Below are 17226 nucleotides of genomic sequence, written 5' to 3' on the forward strand. Positions count from 1 at the left end.
AGTGGCCGGCAACCGGTTCCGTTACGGGCAGTGGAACGGCGGGCCCGACCCGCTCGCACCCCCGTACGACGTGCGCGAGGCGGTGGACGCGGTCGGTGCCGAGGTGCTGGCCGGCGGCAGCCTGCGGGAGGCGCTGCGTGACCTGCTGCGCCGTGGCCCGCAGGGACGGGGTGGCCTGGACGACCTGGCCGCCCGGGCTCGGCGGCTACGCCGGGAGGCGTTGCGCAGGGGCGACCTGGACGGGGCGGTGACCCGGGCCCAGGCCCTGCTCGACCAGGCCCTCGCCGCCGAGCGGGACGAGCTGCGGGGTCGCGACGACGACGCCGCGCGGTTCGCCGAGGCGGTGCTGGACAATCTGCCGCGCTCGACGGCGCGGGCGGTGGAGGAGCTGTCCGGCTACCGGTGGGCCAGCGACGATGCCCGCCGCGCGTACCAGCAGATCCTCGACCAACTCCGCGACGACGTGCTCGGCCAGCGCTTCGCCGGGATGCGCGACGCGGTGCGCGCCTCCGCCGACCCGGCCGCCCAGCAGCGGCTCGCCGAGATGATGGGCGATCTGAACGACCTGCTGGCCCGGCACGGTCGCGCGGAGGACACCACCGACGCGTTCGCCGAGTTCATGCGCCGACATGGCGACTTCTTCCCGGAGAAGCCGGAGAACGTCGACGAGTTGATCGATGTGCTGGCCCGCCGGGCGGCGGCCGGTGAGCGGCTGATGAACTCGCTCTCCGAGCGGCAGCGCGCCGAGCTGGCTGGCCTCATGCAGCAGTCGCTCGGCGACCGCCTCGCGGGGGAGTTGTCAGCGCTCGACGCGAACCTGCGCGCGCTGCGACCCGATCTGCGCTGGGGGCGCGGCGAGCGGGTCCGTGGCGACCAGCCGCTGGACTACGCCGACGCGGCCGGCGCGCTGGGTGAGATCGGCGACCTGGACGACCTGCTGGACCAGCTCGACCAGGAACACCCGGGGGCGACCCTCGACGACGTGGACGTCGACGCGGTGGCGCGCACATTGGGCCGGGACGCGGCCGATGACGTTCGCCGTCTGCGTGACCTGGAGCGGGAGTTGCGCCGCCAGGGGTGGGTCAGCCGGGACGCGGAGGGGCTCACGCTGAGCCCGAAGGCGCTGCGCCGGCTCGGCGGGACCGCGCTGCGGCAGGTCTTCGCGGAGCTGACCGCCGGGCCGCGTGGCCAGCACGACCTGCGCTCGGCCGGTGCGGCGGGCGAGGTCAGCGGCGGGTCCAGGCCCTGGCAGTACGGCGACGAGCAACCGTTGGACGTGGTCCGCACGTTGACCCGGGCGGTCAGTCGGGCCGGGCCGACGGTCCCGGTGCAGCTCGCGGTGGACGACTTCGAGGTGGTGGAGACCGAGAGGCGCGCCTCGGCCGCTGTGGTGCTCTGCGTCGACCTGTCGTACTCGATGATCTCGCAGGGTCGTTGGGGGCCGATGAAGCAGACGGCGCTGGCGTTGGCGCACCTGATGGAGACGCGCTTCCCACAGGACGCTTTGCAGATCGTGGGCTTCGGCCGGGAGGCGATGACGCTCACCCAGCAGGAGTTGGCGGCCGTGGAGCCGGACATGGAGCAGGGCACCAACCTCCAGCACGCGCTGCGGTTGGCGGGCCGGCACCTGCGCCGGCACCCGGACGCCGAGCCGATCGTGCTGGTGGTCACCGACGGCGAGCCGACCGCGCACCTGGATCCGGACGACGGGGAGGCGCTGTTCCACTGGCCGCCGCTGCCGGAGACGATCGAGGCGACGGTCCGCGAGGTGGACCGGCTGAGCCGTTACGGTGCCACGCTCAACCTGTTCATGCTCGGTGACGATCCGGGCCTGCGACGCTTCGTCGACGCGGTGGCCCGCCGCAGCCGGGGTCGCATGTTCACGCCGGACACCGACGACCTGGGCGAGTACGTGGTCAGCGACTACCTCCGCTCCCGCCAATCCCGCCGCTAACTCCCGCCGCGGCGGGTTGACTGGGGGGATGGAGAGCGGGGGATTGCGGCGGGCTTACGGTGCCCTGTTCGCGGAGGTCGACGCTGGAGGGTTCGGTCCGGCTCCGGAGGGGCAGCTCAGTGCCGAGCAGATCGTCGCGCATCTGGTCGCCAACGACGAGCTGATGATCCACGCCACCGAGGCGTTGCTGGCCGGGTCGCCGTTCGCCTACTACGAGTTGGAGGAGGACGTGCACCGCCCGCAGCTCGACGCGCTCGCCGCCGAGCAGGGTGGCCTGCGTGGCCTGACCGCGCTGCTGCACGGCACCAGCGACCGGCTGTGCGGGCTGGTCGACCAGCTCGGCCTGGCAGCGGAGACGCCGGTCGAGACGCACCTCCGCGAGGGCTTCGACCTCGTCGTCGACGAGCCACTGCCCTGGTCCCGCACCCTGGACCTGCACACCCGGGTGCACCTGCCGAAGCACCAGTCCCAACTGCACCTGCTCCGGTCCTGAACGGCGGCGGCTGATCAGTGCGACCTGGCACGGGTGCCGTGGTCCGTTGAGCGTGATGTCTGTGGGTCATCTTCATGACCCACAGACATCACGCCCGCCCAGCCCTACCCGTCCCCTGCCCCCGGCTCCACGCGATCTTGCACTTTCTGTCCCAGCAATTAGGGCAAACCGTGCATACGGGCGACCGGAAGTGCAAGATCGCGGGGGCGCAGCGCGGGGGTGCGGGGGCGCGGTCAGGTTTTGATCAGTTCGGGGCGGGGGTGGAAGGTGCGGCGGTAGGTGGACGGGGCCACGCCGATGCGTTGGTGCAGTTGCTGGCGTAGGGCGGCGGTGGTGCCGAAACCGCAGCGGTGGGCGATCTGGTCGACGGTGAGGTCGGTCGTCTCCAGCAGCAGTCTCGCGTGGTCGGTGCGCTGGTGCAGCAGCCACTGCGCCGGGCTGAGGCCGGTCTCCGAACGGAAGCGTCGGGTGAAGGTGCGCACGCTCATCCGCGCCTGCTCGGCCAGGTCGCGCAGCGCGATCGGTTCGTGCAACCGCTGCCGCGCCCACTCCCGGGCTCCCGCCGTGCTGGTGTCGGTCGCCTTCGGCACCGGCTGCTCGATGTACTGCGCCTGACCGCCGTCGCGCCACGGCGGCATCACGCAGCGGCGGGCCGCCCGGTTGGCCACCTCGCTGCCGTGGTCGAGGCGGATGACGTGCAGGCAGAGGTCGATGCCGGCGGCGACTCCGGCCGAGGTGAGCACCCGGTCGTCGCCGATGAAGAGCACGCCCGGGTCGAGGTCCACCCGGTCGTGCAGGCGGCGGAACTGCTCGGCGTACGCCCAGTGGGTGGTCGCCCGCCGCCCGTCGAGGAGCCCGGCGGCGGCGAGCACGAACGCGCCGGTGCAGATCGACATGATCCGGGCACCCCGCTCGTACGCCGCGCGCAGCGCCTCGGTCACGTCCGGCTCGACGATGCCCGAGGACAGGACGGTGTCGTCGTGGATGCCGGGGACGATCACCGTGTCGGCGGTGTCGAGCAACTCCAGCCCGTGGTCGGGGAGCACCTGGAAGCCCGCGGTGCTACGGACCGGCTGCCCGCCGGGAGTGCACACCAGGACGTCGTAGTAGTGCGTCTCGTCGGTGGCGCGGGCGGTGCTGAAGACCTGGGCCGGGGTGCCGAGGTCCAGGCCGACCACGTGGTCGAGGGCGAGTACGGCGATGTTGTGCGGGCGTACGGACATGGCCCGATTATTGCGCACGATGGCTTTCCGGCCACTCGTCGCCGTCAACGGCCCCGCTCAGACTTGTCGCGTGACCAAGAACCGCCGTCTGCATCCCGCCTGGTTGGTCGCCGCCGTTGCCTTCGTGGCGCTGGTCGGCGCGGCCGGCTTCCGTGCCACCCCGTCGGTGCTGCTGCACCCGCTGCACGAGGAGTTCGGCTGGCCGCTGGCCACGATCTCCGCGGCCGTCTCGGTCAACCTGCTGCTCTACGGGCTCACCGCGCCGTTCGCGGCCGCCCTGATGGACCGGTTCGGCATCCGCCGGGTGGTCTCGGTGGCGTTGCTGCTGGTCGCCGCGGGCAGCGGTCTGACGGTCTTCATGACCGCCAGTTGGCAGCTCCTGCTCTGCTGGGGTGTGCTGGTGGGGCTGGGCACCGGCTCGATGGCGCTGGCGTTCGTGGCCACCGTCACCGGCCGTTGGTTCGTGCACCGGCGGGGCCTGGTCACCGGAGTGCTGACCGCCGGCGGGGCGGCCGGGCAACTGGTGTTCCTGCCACTGATCGCCATCCTGGTACGCGATCACGGCTGGCGTACCGCCGCACTCGTGGTGGCCGCGGCAGCGCTGGCGGTCGTACCCCTGGTGGTGTGGCTGCTGCGCGAGCACCCGGCGGATCTCGGCCTGCCCGCCTACGGGGCGACCGCTGTCGTCGCGGCGCCGCCGGCGACCGGCGGCGCGGCGGCCCGGGCGATCGGCGCGCTGGCCACCGCGGCCCGGACCCGACCGTTCTGGCTGCTGGCCGGAGGCTTCGCGATCTGCGGGGCGACCACGAACGGCCTGGTCGGTACCCATTTCGTGCCGGCCGCGCACGACCACGGCATGTCCCAGACCACGGCGGCCGGGTTGCTCGCCCTGGTGGGGCTCTTCGACATCGTCGGCACCATCGCCTCCGGCTGGCTCACCGACCGGGTGGACAGCCGGCTGCTGCTCGGCTTGTACTACGCGCTGCGCGGGTTGTCCCTGCTGGTGCTGCCGAGCCTCTTCTCCGGCACCGCCGAGCCGAGCATGCTGGTGTTCATCGTCTTCTACGGCCTCGACTGGGTGGCCACGGTGCCGCCGACGGTGGCGCTGTGCCGGGAGTATTTCGGTGGCGCCGGAGCTGTGGTGTTCGGCTGGGTGTTCGCCGCGCACCAACTGGGCGCGGCGGTCGCCGCCACCGGCGCGGGGCTGGTCCGGGACCGGCTGGGCGACTACGCGATGGCCTGGTACGTGGCGGGTGCGCTGTCGATCGGCGCCGCCGGGCTGTCGTTGCTGCTGCGCCGCCGACCGGGCCGAGCGGTGCCGGAGGCCGTGCTGGTCGCCGCGACCGCGCCCAGGGCGTGGAGGTTCCGGGGTTGAACCGCGCTGAACCTGACGGCCGCACGGGACGTGCGACGCGTCGGCCGGTCAGCTCACTGTCCACTGCTGGGCCGGCCAGCCGTCGCACTGTCGCTGCCGGATGTCATCGCCCGCCTCGACGGCGTCGTCGTCGGCCTGGGCGCACCTGTTGCTGTGCGCGGCGATGAGCAGGACCGCGCTGGTGTCGGTCCCGCCGAACCGCCACTGCTGGTTGGCCCCACCGTGGCAGGGGAACTGCAGCAACCGCGCGCCGTCGTCCTGACTGCCACCCTCGACGTCGAGGCACTGCCCGTACGCGGCGTTCGTCAACGACAGCACGCCCGCGCCGGCCGGCCTGACCACCCACTGCTGCTCCGGGGCGCCGGTGCACACGACCAACTCGGCCCCGGCCTCCTTGCCGTCACCGTCGAGCCCCAGGCAGAGGCCCGAGGTGGCGCGCAGCACCCGGGGCCCGGTGGGCGGGGCGGCCGGCGTGCTGGCTGACGGGGTCGGCGACGGCTCGGCCGGTGCGGTCGGGCTCGGCTCGCCGGTCGGCGCGCTGGGCTGCGCCGCGCTGGACGGTGAACCGACCGACGCCGGCACCGACGGCCCGCCGTCACCGTCGAGCAGCCCGGTGGCGAAGACGACCCCCAGGAGTACGCCGACGGCCCCGACCGCCACCGCGACCCGCAGCAACGGATCGGCCAGCGGGCCGGAGCGCGGTGCCCGGTGCCCGCCGTAGACGGTGCCGGCGGGATCGGGGCGTTCCTCGGGCGCTGACATACGCGCCATCCTCACCCACGACGTCGCGCCGGAGCCAGCCCGGCGGTGCGGGGGTCGGCGAGGCTCAGCGGGTGGGCTGCTCGTCGGTGACGTCGGCCACCGTGGCGTCGAGGGCGGCGATCGCGGCGTCGGCGTCGATCGCGATGGCGAGACCCCGCTCGCCGGCGCCAAGGGTGATCTCCCGGCCGCGCAGCCGCTCGTCGGCGACCACCGGCCAGGCGGTGCTCGCGCCGAACGGGGTGATGGTGCCGCGTTCGTAGCCGGTGGCGGCCAGTGCGCCCGCCGCGTCCGGCATGGAGAGCCGGTGCACCCCGAGCAGGGCGCGCAGCTTGGGCCAGGAGATGACCCGGTCGCCGGGGGTGAGCACGAACAGGTGATCGTCTTCGCCGCGCCGGACCACGATTGTCTTGACCACGTCGGGGACGGTCACGCCCCGGGCGGCGGCGGCCTCCGCGAGGCTGCCGACGGCACCGTGGCTGACCAGCCGATACGGCAGTTGGGCGGCGTCCAGGGCGGTGATCGCTGGCGATGGCATGCCCGCCACGGTAGCCGTCGGGCCTGCCAGCGGACGGGAAACTGCCACCGCCGACATCCCACGGTTTCCAAAAGGCGAGCGTAAGGTGATCACATGCGCGCTGAGCGTGTGGATCACCCAATTGACCATGATCAAGCGGTGGACACGCTGCGGCGGTCGTACGCCGCGGTGCCCACTGGCGAGCCTGTCCGGCTGGCCAAACGCACCTCCAACCTGTTCCGCCCCCGGTCCGCTCCCCGGACTCCGGGGCTCGACGTGAGTGGCCTGAACGGCGTGCTGTCGGTCGACCCGGCCGGCCGCACCGCCGACGTGCAGGGCATGTGCACCTACGAGGACCTGGTCGACGCGACGCTGCCGCACGGCCTGATGCCGCTCGTGGTGCCGCAGTTGCGCACCATCACGCTGGGCGGCGCGGTGACCGGCCTCGGGATCGAGTCGACCTCGTTCCGCAACGGACTGCCGCACGAGTCCGTCCAGGAGTTGGACGTGCTCACCGGCTCCGGCGAGATCATCACCGCCCGACCCGACGGCGAGCACGCCGACCTGTTCACCGCGTTCCCCAACTCGCTGGGCAGCCTCGGGTACGCCACCCGGCTGCGCATCGAGCTGCAACCGGTCGGCCGGTACGTGGCGTTGCGCAACGTCCGGTTCACCCAGCTGGAGGCGCTGACCGACGCGATCGCGGAGGTGACCGCCACCCGGTCCTGGGCCGGCGAACCGGTGGACGCGATGGACGGGGTGATGTTCAGCCCCGGCGAGGCGTACCTGGTCTTCGCCACGTTCACCGACGGGGCCGACCCGCCCAGCGACTACACCGGTCAGTCGATCTACTACCGGTCGCTGCGCCAGCGCACCCGCGACGTGCTCACCGCGTACGACTATCTGTGGCGCTGGGACACCGACTGGTTCTGGTGCTCGTCGGCGTTCGGCGCGCAGCACCCGGTCGTGCGCAGGCTCTGGCCGGCGCGTTACCGGCGCAGCGACTTCTACCACCGACTGGTCCGGTTGGAGCACCGCCACCAGGTGGCGGCCCGGATCGACCGGCTGCGCGGGCAGCCGGCCCGGGAGCGGGTCGTGCAGGACGTGGAGATCCCGCTGGACCGTACGGCCGACTTCCTGCGCTGGTTCGCAGGCAGGGTGGGAATGAACCCGGTGTGGCTGTGTCCGTTGCGACTGCGTGAGCCGGCGGGGCCCGGTTCGGCGCGGTCCTGGCCGCTGTATCCGCTGCGGCCCGGGCAGGACTACGTCAACATCGGGTTCTGGGGGAGCGTGCCGATCGCGCCGGGCGCCGCCGACGGCGACGTCAACCGCACGATCGAACGCAGGGTGTCGGAGTCGGGCGGGCACAAGTCGCTCTACTCCGATGCGTACTACGACCGGGACGCCTTCGATCGCCTCTACGGCGGCGACACGTGGCGCGCGGTGAAAGACCGCTACGACCCGGACCACCGGCTGACGGGACTGTACGAAAAGGCGGTAGCACGAGCATGAGCCTGACCGACAGAGATCAGGGGGCGGCGAGCGTTCCCGCCACCCCGCCGGCGGGGGGCCGGCAGACGGGTCCGACCGTCGCGGATGTCATCCGCGCGGTCACCACGGGGCCGTTGCCGGTGCGGATCACCGGGTACGACGGCAGCGCCGTCGGCCCGTCCGACGCCGGCATCACCCTGGCGATCCATTCCGAGCGTGGGCTTTCGTACCTGCTCACGGCGCCCGGCGACCTGGGCATGGCCCGTGCGTACGTCAGTGGTGACCTGGCGTTGCAGGGCGTGCACCCGGGTGACCCGTACGAGGCGTTGCGGGTGCTCAAGGACGAGCTGCGGTTACGCCCACCGTCGCTGGCCGAGGGGTTGGCGCTGGTCCGTGGGCTGGGCTGGGAGCGGCTGATGCCGCCGCCGGCACCGCCGCAGGAGGCGCAGCCCCGCTGGAAGCGGGTGATGAACGGGATGCGGCACTCGCGGGTGCGGGACAGCACAGCCATCTCGCACCACTACGACGTGTCGAACGCCTTCTACGAGAAGGTGCTGGGTCCGTCGATGACGTACACCTGCGCGGTGTTCCGGTCCCCGGATGACACGCTGGAGCAGGCCCAGGCGGCGAAGTACGACCTGGTCGCGGGCAAGCTGGCGCTGAAGAAGGGGATGCGGCTGCTGGATGTCGGGTGCGGCTGGGGTGGCATGGTGCGTCATGCGGCCCGCGAGTACGGCGTCAAGGCGCTCGGGGTGACCCTGTCGAAGGCGCAGGCGCAGTGGGCGCAGGCCGCGATCGAGCGGGAGGGGTTGACCGAGCTGGCGGAGGTGCGATACCTCGACTACCGGGACGCGCCGGCCGAGCAGTTCGACGCCATCTCCTCCATCGGGTTGACCGAGCACATCGGGGTGCGCAACTACCCGGCCTACTTCGGGTCGCTGCGCAGTCGGCTGCGGCAGGGCGGGCGACTGCTCAACCACTGCATCACCCGCGCTGACAACCGGGCGCCGCACCGCTCGGGCGCGTTCATCGACCGGTACGTCTTCCCGGACGGTGAGCTGGCCGGTCCGGGCCGGTTGATCAGTGAGGTGCACGATGCCGGGTTCGAGGTGCACCACGAGGAGAACCTGCGCCAGCACTACGCGCTGACGCTGGCCGCCTGGTGTCGCAACCTGGTCGAGCACTGGGACTTCTGCGTCTCGGAGGTGGGCGCGGGCACCGCCCGGGTGTGGGGGCTCTACATGGCCGGGTCGCGGATGGCGTTCGAGCGCAACGGCATTCAGCTGCACCAGGTGTTGGCCACCCACAACGGCCCGAACGGCGTGAGCGGCTACCCGCTGCGACCGGACTGGTTGCCCTGATCACCTGCTGACCGTCGCCTGAAGCCGCGTCGAAAGAAGTCGGCGCGGCTTCTCGCGAAGCGATTGACAAAGAAGTTTTGTACGTACAAACTGATTTTGCCATGAGAGATGTCCTGTACCTGGAGCAGATCGAGCAGGCCGAAGTCCTGCTCAAGCCGCATCGCGTCGAGGTGCTGCGGCAACTGGCCGAGCCGCGCACCTGCACCGAGGTCGCGGCCCGACTCGACCAGACGCCACAGCGCGTCTACTACCACGTCAAGCAGCTCGTCGCGGCTGGCCTCGTCGAGCTGGTCAACGAACGCAAGGTCCGCGGCATCACCGAAGGCATCTACCAGGCCGCCGCCCGCTCCTACTGGCTCTCCCCGCGACTCGTCGGCCGGATCGGCCTGCGACGGGCCCGCGACGAACTGAGCCTGGGCTACCTGCTCGACCTGATGGAGGAGGTCCAGGCCGACATCGCCGGCCTGGACCGGGCGGCACCAGAGCTGCCCTCGATCGGGGTCTCCGGCGAGATCCGGGTGCCGGCCGAGCAGCGTCAGCAGTTCCTGCACGACCTGCAAACCGCGCTTCAAGACCTGTTCACCCGCTACGGCGGCAGCGAAGGAGATGCCTTCAAGCTGGCCGTCGCCTGCTATCCGAAAGGGAACGACAATGAGTGAGCCGATGAAGGTCAAGGCCCGTCTCTCCGCGCCCGTCGGGCGCGTCCGCCAGGCCCTGACCGACCCGGCCGAGCTGCGTCTCTGGCTGGCCGAGCACGCCGAGGTCGAGCTGCCCCGGCGGTACGAGTTCTGGGGCCGTTACACGCCCGAGGGCGACGCCCCGCACCAGCGGCTGCTGCACGCCGACGACGACACGCTGCGCTTCGGCTGGCTGCTCGACGGCGTGGAGACCACCACCGAGTTCCAGTTGACCGCCGAGGGCGCCGACAGCACGGTGCTCACGCTGATCCAGAGCCACTTCGACTTCGCCGAGGCGATGAGCGGCTCCACCATCCGGGGCGTGCTCCAGACGTACTGGGCGCTGTCCATCGCCAACCTGGCCGCCCACCTGGAGGGCAAGCCACTGCTGCCCCGCACCGACTTCACCTCCGCCGACCTGCGGGGCGAGCTGGTCATCGCCGCCCCCGCCGACAAGGTGTGGGAGTCGCTGACCGACTCCGAGCAGGCCAGCGCCTGGTTCGGCTACCCGATCGGCATCGAGCCCTGGGTCGGCGGCCGGTACGCCATGGGCGGCTTCGAGACCGGTTACGCGGCCAAGGTCGTCGGCCTGGAGCCCGGCCGCCGGATGTCCGTCGACTGGGGTCCGACCGGCGTGACGAGCTGGGAGCTGGCCGAGTCCGGTGGCCGGACCACGCTGACCTTCGTGCAGAGCGGCTTCGACGAGGCCAACCCGCCGTACGGGGCCTGGAGCGGGTCGGTTGCCGGGCTGTTCGAGCTGCGCCGCTTCCACGAGATGCGGAACTGGCAGTCGATCTGGCTCTCCGAGGAGATCCCCGGCCTGGAGCCCGCGCCGGCAGGCTGACAGCCGCACGGTGGTCGCGTCACCGTGATCGTCATGCGTTGATCGCCTGCCTTGATCGTGCTCGATCAGGGATGTAGTGGCCTCGTTCGCCCCGGAGGCCACTACATCCAGGATCGAGCACGATCTTGTACGTCCGTCGCCCGGCTTTCCCTGATCTGCTGCCGGGATCTGGTGACTTTTCGCGGTTGGGTGGGTACTGGCTGGCGATGTTCTTCATCTTTGGTCTGCGTACCAAGGTCGACCGGTCCGGTGTCGTGCAGCAGGTCTGCCGCCACTGCGGCAACCAGGCCGCGCAGGTGATCACCCGCCGCTCGACGAAATTCACAGTCTTCTTCATTCCCCTCATCCCGATCCGCACCCGGTACGCGCAGCAGTGCACGTTCTGCGGGGCGGAGTACGAGGTTGCCAGGTCCGACGCCGAGCGCCTCCCGGTCGGCTGATCCGACGATGGAACGCTTCCTCTGCTGGCTGATCGGTCGACAGACGTCCTCGGTCGACGTGGCTGTGCACACCGTTGCCCGCCCGCCCTGCACCCCCGGCCGGCGTAGACGCCGCCGCGCACGCCGTCCGTTGGCCGGCACCGCCTTGCCCCGTTCACCCTGGAACCGATCTGCTGGCCGCTGACCGGAGGCCGGAGCCGCAGCGGGGTGAACGTTCGGCTCTGGCGGCCTTTCTGGGCGCTGGTTAGGCTTTCGGGGTTTGCCGTGGACCGGCGCCGCCGAGGGTGCACGCACGACGAAAGAGCCGGAGCGACCGTGTCCCGACAGGACGGAAAGCAGGCTGCGGGGACGCTGAACCCCGCCGGTGCTTTCGTCGCGGCTGCCGTCATCCTGCTGGAGGCGGGTTGGCTGTTTGCCGCGTTGCCCGGTGCCGCGCTGGTCAGTGACCTCGGTGGGATGCTGGTGGCCGGCTGGGCGACACTCGCGTGCGTCGGGGTGGCCCGTCGGCATCCTGCGCCGCTGCGCCGGTTCTGGACGCTGCTCGCTCTCACCATGGGGCTGGCCGCGATCGGTCGGGCGATCTGGACGGCGCAGCGGCTCGTCGGCGGTGACCTGCCGCACACGCCGGTGGTCGGGGTGGTCTTCACCGCCGGCATCCTCACCGGCACTGCCGCGCTGCTCAGCTCGCCGTCCGCACCGAGGACCGCGGTGGGGCGGGCCCGTACGTTGCTGGACGGGGTGATCGTCGCCCTGGCCCTGGTGCCGATCGGTTGGGTGCTGGTCTTCCGTGGGGTCGCCGCCGCCGAGCTGGCCGACCCGGCGCGCACGCTGGGGCTGCTCTACCCGATGTTCGACCTGATGCAGCTCACCATCCTGGTCGCGGTCTCCGGGCCGGCCCGGCCGATGTGGCGGCCGATGACGATCCTCGCGGCGAGCCTCACCCTGCGGGTCGTCGCCGACGTCGTCTACGTGTCGCTGGTCGCCCGCGCCGACTACACCGCCGGTCACCCGATCGACCTGTGCTGGCCGTTGAGCTACCTGCTGATCGGCCTGGCCACCCGGAACCCGCCGCCACCGGATTGCGACGGCACCGACGACACCGCCGAGTCGCCGCTGCCGCCCTGGTGGCGGGTGGCGCTGCCGTACCTGCCGGTGGGTGGGGCGATCTTCGCGGTGGTGCTGGCCCGTCGGCCCACCGGGCAGACCCCGCAGCTGGTGTTCGTGACCATGATGGTGTTGCTGGCCGCCCTCGCCGTCCGGCAGGGGCTGGCGGCCAACGAGAACCTGCGGTTGGTGGCCCGGCTGCGCCGGCTCGCGTACGGCGACCAGCTCACCGGGCTGCCCAACCGGCTGTTGTTCAACCGGCGGCTGCGCCTGGCCCTGCGCGACGGGCGACCGGTGGCGGTGCTGCTGCTCGACCTGGACGGGTTCAAGCAGGTCAACGACCGGTTCGGGCATGCCACCGGTGACACCCTGCTGACCGGGCTGGCGGCCCGGATGCACACTGCCGTGGACGGTGACGGCACCATCGCCCGGCTCGGTGGTGACGAGTTCGCCGTGCTTGTCGACGGCGACCGGCCGGTGTCACCCGAACGGCTCGCCGAGCGGCTGCTGGACGCGTTGCGGCCCTCCGACGACGAGGAGGACGTCGGGGTGCACCCGTCGGCGAGCATCGGTATCGCCGAGTACGGCCCGCAGCACGCCTCCCACAGCGACCTGCTGCGCGACGCCGACATCGCCATGTACGCGGCCAAGGCGGCCGGGAAGTCCGCGTACCGCACGTGCACGGCGGCGTTGCGCGAGTCGGCCGTCTCCCGCGCTGAGTTGATTGCCGACCTGCGCCGCGCTGTCGACGAGGACCAGTTGCACCTGGAGTTCCAACCCATCGTCGACCTGACCACCGGCGCGGTGCGCAGCGCCGAGGCGCTGGTGCGCTGGCGGCACCCCCGGCTGGGGATGTTGTCGCCGTCGAGGTTCCTGCCGCTGGCCGAGGAGACCGGGCTGATCCTGCCGATCGACCGTTGGGTGATCCACGAGGCGTGCCGGGCCGCCGCCACCTGGCGGGGCCGGATGCCGGAGGCGACGGTCGCGGTGAACATCGCCGCCGCGCACCTGCGCCGGCCGGATCTGATCGCCACGGTCACCGCGGCGACCAGCGCCGCCGGGTTGGCACCACGGGCGTTGACCCTGGAGTTGACCGAGTCGGCGTTGATCGAGGGCACCGAGGCGGTGCTGGAGCGGCTGCACCAACTGCGGGAGTTGGGCATCCGGATCGCCATCGACGACTTCGGCACCGGCTACTCGTCGTTGAGCTACCTGCACCGCATCCCGGCCACCGAGCTGAAGATCGACAGGTCGTTCGTGGCCCGACTGGGCACCGACGACCGGGCGTACGCGACGGTGGAGATGGTCACCCGCCTGGCCGGCGCGTTCGACCTGGCGGTGGTCGCCGAGGGGGTGGAGACCGAGCGTCAGCACGAGGCGGTCACCGCGATCGGCTGCCCGCGAGGCCAGGGCTATCTGTACGGGCGGCCGGACGGCCCCGCCATGGTGGGCCAGAATCAGAGTTGACTCTCACGTAGCGGCAGGCAGGAGCCTGGTTCCCGGAAGGGAGGGGGACCATGGCGTACACGGTGGGTCAGGTGGCGAAGGTGGCCGGCGTGACGGTGCGGACGCTGCACCACTACGACGAGATCGGGTTGCTCTCGCCCAGCGGGCGCACCTCGGCGGGTTACCGCCGCTACGACGACGCGGACCTGCAACGGCTGCAACTCGTCCTGTACTACCGGGAGCTTGGTTTCCCGCTTGAGGAGATCACCGCGATCATCGACGACCCGGCGGCCGATCCGGCCGCGCACCTGCGCCGGCAGCACGAACTGCTGACGGTACGGCTCAAACGGTTGCAGGAGATGGTCACGGCGATCGAGTTCGCGATGGAGGCGAGCAGGATGAACATTCAACTCACGCCGGAGGAGCGGTTCGAGGTCTTCGGGGACTTCGACCCGGAGGAGCACCGGGCCGAGGCGGAGCAGCGCTGGGGTGACACCGACGCGTACCGGGAGTCGAACCGGCGGGCCTCCCGCTACGGCAAGGAGGACTGGCTACGGATCAAGGCGGAGAACGAGGACTGGGGTCGACGGATCGTCGCGGTGATGGCCTCGGGTGCCCCGGCCGACGGCCCGGAGGCGATGGAGTTGGCCGAGGAGCACCGGCAGATCATCAGCCGCTGGTTCTACGAGTGCTCGTACGAGATGCAGACCGGGTTGGCCGACATGTACCTGGCCGACGAGCGGTTCACCGCGCACTACGAGAACATTTCGCCGGGGCTGGCCGCGTATCTGCACGAGGCCATCCACGCCAACGCGATCAGCCGGGCGTGACGACGGGCGGTCCGGCTAGTCTGGCCGGACCGCACCGCCCGGGGGAGATGACAGTGCCGAAACCGAAGCTGATCGCCGTTGTCGCAGTGCTCGTGGTGGCGGTCGGTGCCGGGGCGTGGGCGCTGGTCGCCGCCGGCGACGACGACCCGGGCCCGGGTCGTCCGGCGGCGTCGGCGAGCGCCGACCCGGTCGGTGTGTTGAAGGCCGCCGCCGCGAAGGCCGACGAGCAGCCGTACAAGCTGACGGTCGGCACCGGCGGCACGGACGGGGACGCGACTGTGCTGCTCTGGGACCCGAAGGCGAAGCGTGGTCTGGAGACCACCTCGCTGAAGGTGCCTACCGGTGTGGTGAAGATCGAGCGGTTGACCACCGGGCCGGACGTGTACGTGCGGGTCACCGCCCCGGACCGCCGCGTCCCGGTTTGGGACGGCAAGACCTGGTGGCACGTCGGCAGAGCGGGTGCCCCGGCGGCCAAGCAGGGCCTGGACAACACCCGGCTGGCCAGCACGCTGGACGCACCGACGGGGGTCCGGCTGACCGCCGAGCGGGAGTACGCGGGCACGCTGGACCTGCGCGAGAGCGGCGCGGTGCTGGGCAGCGGCGTCGGCAATGTGCTGGGTGACCGGGCGGGGGCGGTCCCGTTCACCGCCGCCGTGGACGAGCAGGGTCGGCTGGTCCGCTACCGCATCGAGTTGGCCAGCGAGCAGTCGCAGACCGCCCAGCTCGACCTGACGTACTCGGATTTCGGGCTGCCGGTGTCGGCGGACCCGCCGGCGGCCGACCTGGTGGGCGAGGACCCGCCGGCGAACATTCCCGGCGCCTGAGGGCGGCTCATTCCTCGACCGCCCCCTCGGTGGGGGTGACCAGGAAGTCGTAGACGGTGCGGGCCATCCGCCGGACCGTCTCGTCGCCGGTGGCCATAGGGCCGGCGGTGAGGAACGCGACGGCGGTCTCGGTGCCGGGGATCAGGTAGTAGCCGACGTCGTGTGAGGCGTCCGGCAGGTCACCGGTCTTGTGAGCCACCGGCACGCCGGGCGGCAACGCCGCCGGGATCTTCGTGTTCAGGGTCTGCTCCCGCATGAAGCCGATCATCAGGTCGCGGGAGGCGGGGGTGAGGATCTCGCCGTCCCAGACCGCGCCGAGCAGTGACACCACGTCGTCCGGGCTGGTGTAGTTCTCCTCGCCGCGTTGCGCCGCCGCGCTGTCGAGCATCCGCCGGGCCAGGATGGTGGACCGCTGGTTCATCGAGTCGATCAGCGCGTTGACCGGGGCGAACCCACCCAGGTAGGTGATCAGCACGTTCGCGGCCACGTTGTCGCTGTACTTGATCAGGTACTGGGCGAGCCGGTGCACTGTGACCACCTGCGGGAACGTCTCGAACTGCAGTTGGCCGGTTCCGCCGACCACGTCCTCCGGGGAGACCAGCACACCGTCGTCGAGGAATACCTGTCCACAGTCGACCCGACGTAGCAGCTCGACGAGGATCCACAGCTTGATGACGCTTGCCGCCTTGGGGCGCAGCGAGCCGTTGACGGCGATCTGCTGGTCGCCGTAGCGGCCGGACAGGTCGCGCACCGTGACCCCGGCCGGGTTGAGGCTCGCGTCGGCGACGACCCGGGCGAGCTGGCCGCTGAGCGGGAACAGCCGGGCCCCGGCGACCGGGTCGGTGGGTGGCTGCGGGCTGGTCACCACCACTCCGGTCAGCGTCGTCGGCGGGCGGTGCCGCTGGATCACCTCCAGCGTGCCCTCGCTGCGCCCAACCAGCGGCACCCGGTAGCGGTAGGCGGTGCCTCCGACGACGACAGCGCCGCTGGCCACCCCGGCGGCGACCCGCATGCCCGGGTCGGCGACCCGACCGGTGTCGCCGTCGCAGGCGCGGTAGCGCACCGTGTGCCCGAGCGAGTCCACTGCGAACACCCCGCCGGGAAACGACAGCCAGGACACCTCACTGGTCGGCGGGCGCTCCGGCGTCGGGTCCACCCCGGGTTCGTGGCTCTGACCGTCGCCGGGCTCCACCCCGTACCCCGGCTCGGTCGTCTGCGCGGGGTCCGCGACGGGCGCGCGGCCCGGGCCGTCCGCGGTGGCCGGCCCGGTCGTCGCGAGCACCGCGAGCGCGACCGCCGCCGTCAACACCTTCAGGGGTACGCGGGCAGAGTTCCCCAGCAGGGAAGATGAGCGCCTCTTGTCGCTTTTTCTCACGTTTGCACGATATGAAGCGCCGGGGGCGGGTGGGACCGGCGGGACCGGCGTCACCCGTCCGGGCGGCAATGTCCCCCTCCGCGGTGGCCCGCAGGTATAACTGTGACCCACAGGTAATCACCGCTTTGCTCTGCACCCGCCGATGCGCCGGTTGCGGACCGTGCCTGGCGCACGGGCGGGTGCAGAGCAAAGGTCAGCCACTCAGCCACTCACCCCGGAGGACCCGTGCTGATCATCGCCGGCAGCCTGACTGTCGAACCGGCCACCCGCGAGGCGTACCTGTCCGACTGCGAACAGGTCATCGCGCGGGCGCGCGCCACCGCCGGCTGCCTCGACTTCCTGCTGGCGGCCGACCCGTTGGAGCCCGGCCGGATCCACGTCTACGAACGCTGGGAGTCACCAGAGCAGTTGGCCGCGTTCCGGGGCTCCGGGCCGGACGACGCGCAGGAGGTCGCCATCCTCGACGCCGACGTGCGGCGCTACCTGATCTCCGGGGTCGAGGCGCCCTGACCC

Annotated in this window: 16 protein-coding genes; 12 read left to right on the top strand and 4 right to left on the bottom strand. The window is 71.6% G+C overall.

The features are described 5' to 3' along the window. The first annotated feature begins 1 nt into the window (after position 1). Together ACFYPG_RS24755 and ACFYPG_RS24760 are read left to right on the top strand one after the other, a co-directional pair. Positions 2–1954 carry a VWA domain-containing protein gene (locus tag ACFYPG_RS24755; protein WP_387354026.1) on the top strand — a complete coding sequence of 651 codons (1953 nt, stop codon included), beginning with the start codon at positions 2–4 and terminating at the stop codon, positions 1952–1954. Positions 1955–1982: 28 nt separating this feature from the next. After that, positions 1983–2447 (top strand): hypothetical protein, encoded by a 465-nt coding sequence (locus ACFYPG_RS24760; RefSeq protein WP_355005532.1) that lies wholly within the window; start codon positions 1983–1985, stop codon positions 2445–2447. A gap of 233 nt (positions 2448–2680) precedes the next feature. On the opposite strand, the gene ACFYPG_RS24765 is transcribed toward ACFYPG_RS24760, so the two are convergent. Beyond that, positions 2681–3670, bottom strand: coding sequence for a GlxA family transcriptional regulator (locus tag ACFYPG_RS24765; protein WP_387354027.1), 990 nt, complete (start codon positions 3668–3670; stop codon positions 2681–2683). Positions 3671–3689: 19 nt separating this feature from the next. Between ACFYPG_RS24765 and ACFYPG_RS24770 the strand changes: the two genes are divergently transcribed. Beyond that, a complete protein-coding gene (locus ACFYPG_RS24770; RefSeq protein WP_387354028.1) occupies positions 3690–5045 on the top strand; it encodes an MFS transporter in 1356 nt (451 codons plus the stop codon). Positions 5046–5093: 48 nt separating this feature from the next. Here the strand turns inward: ACFYPG_RS24770 and ACFYPG_RS24775 are convergent, their stop codons facing one another. Then, complete coding sequence (locus ACFYPG_RS24775) at positions 5094–5807, bottom strand: RICIN domain-containing protein (protein ID WP_387354029.1); 714 nt, start codon at positions 5805–5807, stop codon at positions 5094–5096. 64 nt (positions 5808–5871) lie between these two features. Continuing rightward, positions 5872–6342, bottom strand: coding sequence for a YbaK/EbsC family protein (locus tag ACFYPG_RS24780; RefSeq protein WP_355005528.1), 471 nt, complete (start codon positions 6340–6342; stop codon positions 5872–5874). A gap of 93 nt (positions 6343–6435) precedes the next feature. On the opposite strand from ACFYPG_RS24780, the gene ACFYPG_RS24785 reads away from it, so the two are divergent. From ACFYPG_RS24785 to ACFYPG_RS24820, 8 genes are all read left to right on the top strand, one after another. Beyond that, on the top strand, positions 6436–7833 hold the full coding sequence (locus ACFYPG_RS24785) for an FAD-binding oxidoreductase (protein ID WP_387354030.1): 1398 nt from the start codon (positions 6436–6438) through the stop codon (positions 7831–7833). After that, positions 7830–9173 carry a class I SAM-dependent methyltransferase gene (locus tag ACFYPG_RS24790; protein ID WP_355005526.1) on the top strand — a complete coding sequence of 448 codons (1344 nt, stop codon included), beginning with the start codon at positions 7830–7832 and terminating at the stop codon, positions 9171–9173. Before ACFYPG_RS24785 ends, ACFYPG_RS24790 begins: the two co-directional genes overlap by 4 nt. A 101-nt stretch (positions 9174–9274) precedes the next feature. After that, the gene (locus tag ACFYPG_RS24795; protein ID WP_355005525.1) at positions 9275–9832 is read left to right on the top strand and encodes a helix-turn-helix domain-containing protein; all 558 of its coding nucleotides are present in this window, start codon (positions 9275–9277) and stop codon (positions 9830–9832) included. Then, complete coding sequence (locus ACFYPG_RS24800; RefSeq protein ID WP_387354031.1) at positions 9825–10694, top strand: SRPBCC family protein; 870 nt, start codon at positions 9825–9827, stop codon at positions 10692–10694. Before ACFYPG_RS24795 ends, ACFYPG_RS24800 begins: the two co-directional genes overlap by 8 nt. A gap of 206 nt (positions 10695–10900) precedes the next feature. Next, positions 10901–11134, top strand: coding sequence for a zinc-ribbon domain-containing protein (locus ACFYPG_RS24805; protein WP_355005523.1), 234 nt, complete (start codon positions 10901–10903; stop codon positions 11132–11134). Positions 11135–11449: 315 nt separating this feature from the next. Continuing rightward, complete coding sequence (locus tag ACFYPG_RS24810; protein ID WP_387354032.1) at positions 11450–13705, top strand: putative bifunctional diguanylate cyclase/phosphodiesterase; 2256 nt, start codon at positions 11450–11452, stop codon at positions 13703–13705. A 50-nt stretch (positions 13706–13755) separates the two neighbouring features. Further along, entirely contained in the window at positions 13756–14514 is a 759-nt protein-coding gene (locus ACFYPG_RS24815) for a MerR family transcriptional regulator (protein ID WP_387354033.1), read from the top strand. 53 nt (positions 14515–14567) lie between these two features. Beyond that, complete coding sequence (locus ACFYPG_RS24820) at positions 14568–15338, top strand: hypothetical protein (RefSeq protein WP_387354034.1); 771 nt, start codon at positions 14568–14570, stop codon at positions 15336–15338. Between the two features lie 7 nt (positions 15339–15345). Here the strand turns inward: ACFYPG_RS24820 and ACFYPG_RS24825 are convergent, their stop codons facing one another. Continuing rightward, complete coding sequence (locus ACFYPG_RS24825; protein ID WP_387354035.1) at positions 15346–16713, bottom strand: serine hydrolase; 1368 nt, start codon at positions 16711–16713, stop codon at positions 15346–15348. A 225-nt stretch (positions 16714–16938) separates the two neighbouring features. Here ACFYPG_RS24825 and ACFYPG_RS24830 point away from each other — a divergent pair, with 225 nt between their 5' ends. After that, positions 16939–17223 (top strand): putative quinol monooxygenase, encoded by a 285-nt coding sequence (locus ACFYPG_RS24830; protein WP_387354036.1) that lies wholly within the window; start codon positions 16939–16941, stop codon positions 17221–17223. Positions 17224–17226: the final 3 nt, after the last annotated feature.

It is taken from the genome of Micromonospora sp. NPDC005553 (assembly GCF_042871765.1).
GTDB lineage: Bacteria > Actinomycetota > Actinomycetes > Mycobacteriales > Micromonosporaceae > Micromonospora.

Excerpts from the sequence above, each read along its gene's own strand:
- ACFYPG_RS24770 (WP_387354028.1), top strand. The coding sequence starts at position 3,690 with ATGGCTTTCCGGCCACTCGTCGCCGTCAACGGCCCCGCTCAGACTTGT.
- ACFYPG_RS24780 (WP_355005528.1), bottom strand. The coding sequence starts at position 6,342 with ATGCCATCGCCAGCGATCACCGCCCTGGACGCCGCCCAACTGCCGTAT.
- ACFYPG_RS24795 (WP_355005525.1), top strand. The coding sequence starts at position 9,275 with ATGAGAGATGTCCTGTACCTGGAGCAGATCGAGCAGGCCGAAGTCCTG.
- ACFYPG_RS24785 (WP_387354030.1), top strand. The coding sequence starts at position 6,436 with ATGCGCGCTGAGCGTGTGGATCACCCAATTGACCATGATCAAGCGGTG.
- ACFYPG_RS24760 (WP_355005532.1), top strand. The coding sequence starts at position 1,983 with ATGGAGAGCGGGGGATTGCGGCGGGCTTACGGTGCCCTGTTCGCGGAG.
- ACFYPG_RS24805 (WP_355005523.1), top strand. The coding sequence starts at position 10,901 with ATGTTCTTCATCTTTGGTCTGCGTACCAAGGTCGACCGGTCCGGTGTC.
- ACFYPG_RS24775 (WP_387354029.1), bottom strand. The coding sequence starts at position 5,807 with ATGTCAGCGCCCGAGGAACGCCCCGATCCCGCCGGCACCGTCTACGGC.
- ACFYPG_RS24815 (WP_387354033.1), top strand. The coding sequence starts at position 13,756 with ATGGCGTACACGGTGGGTCAGGTGGCGAAGGTGGCCGGCGTGACGGTG.
- ACFYPG_RS24790 (WP_355005526.1), top strand. The coding sequence starts at position 7,830 with ATGAGCCTGACCGACAGAGATCAGGGGGCGGCGAGCGTTCCCGCCACC.
- ACFYPG_RS24800 (WP_387354031.1), top strand. The coding sequence starts at position 9,825 with ATGAGTGAGCCGATGAAGGTCAAGGCCCGTCTCTCCGCGCCCGTCGGG.
- ACFYPG_RS24765 (WP_387354027.1), bottom strand. The coding sequence starts at position 3,670 with ATGTCCGTACGCCCGCACAACATCGCCGTACTCGCCCTCGACCACGTG.